The organism is Streptococcus sp. DD10 (genome assembly GCF_001578805.1).
In the GTDB taxonomy this organism is placed as follows: domain Bacteria; phylum Bacillota; class Bacilli; order Lactobacillales; family Streptococcaceae; genus Streptococcus.
This window is the reverse complement of sequence record NZ_KQ969172.1, coordinates 1-1,098: the sequence shown is the minus strand read 5'-3', so window position 1 is coordinate 1,098 and position 1,098 is coordinate 1. Positions and strand designations below refer to the sequence as shown.

Annotated in this window: 2 protein-coding genes; both read left to right on the top strand. The window is 34.3% G+C overall.

The genetic code is table 11. The features are described from left to right. Positions 1-666: ABC transporter ATP-binding protein (locus STRDD10_RS09860; protein WP_067195656.1), on the top strand; the 666-nt coding region annotated here is incomplete at its 5' end. Then, the coding region (locus STRDD10_RS09855; protein ID WP_156468654.1) for an ABC transporter permease at positions 659-1,098 on the top strand (440 nt) is incomplete at its 3' end. The genes STRDD10_RS09860 and STRDD10_RS09855, both read left to right, overlap by 8 nt.

Genomic DNA, 1,098 nt, shown 5'->3' with positions numbered 1-1,098 from the left:
GACAATGGGAAAACTGAATTGTTAGGTAAATCCTCTCAAAAATTGACTCCATCTGATTTTGAAGAGCTAGGTTTGGTAGGAGATACGAGTGGTTTTTATGAAAAAATGACTTTATATAAAAATATTTTGTTTTTTGCGAAACTATACGGAGTTTCTAAAGCTCGAGTTGATGAAGTTTTGAAACAAGTAGGTCTGTTTGAAAGTAAAGATACTGTAGCCGAGAAACTTTCTACAGGTATGCGTCAACGAATGCTTTTGGCTCGTGCTTTAATCAATTCACCTAAAGTTTTATTTTTAGATGAACCAACGAGTGGTCTTGATCCAACAACATCTAAAAAAATTCATCAGTTGTTGCAGGAATTGAAGCAACAAGGAACGACTATCTTTTTGACGACGCATGATATGAACGAAGCAACTCTTCTTTGTGATGATCTAGCTCTTTTGAATAAAGGACATCTTGTAGAACAAGGGAGTCCAGAAGAAATTATTCAAAAATACAACAAAGAAAAAAATGTTGAAGTAACTTATTCTGACTTCACTAAGAGAAAAATTAGTTTTCGTGATTTAGTTCAAGAAGATTATACAAAAGTTGTTAAAATTCATTCATGTGAGCCAACTTTGGAAGATATTTTTATCACATTGACAGGAGAAAAGTTAAATGTTTAGACGGATTTTAGCCTTGATTTGGTTGAGGACACAAGTGCTATTGAGTAATAAAAATACTTTGGTACAAGTTTTGTTCCCGTTTGCTATGGTGTTGATGTTCCAACATTTTATGAATACAGATGGAACACAAGGGAAAACATTGCTTTATAGTTGTTTGACAATGGCTTTCTCTTTCTCGTCAGGTTCGATGGTTTCTAGTTCAATTGCAGAAGAAAAAGAGAAGAAGACGTTTAAAACTCTTACTTTGAGTGGTGTTCGTCGTGCAGAGTACCTTCTTTCAGTTCTTTTTTACCCAGTTCTTTTTGCTTTGGCTGCCATCATTGCTTTCCCAATGATGGTGGAAGTTGAGTTTGCAAAAGAATATCCTGTATATTTTGTTATTGTTTCTTTGGTTGCTTTGTGTACGATTCTTGTGAATTTATTTGTCGGAGC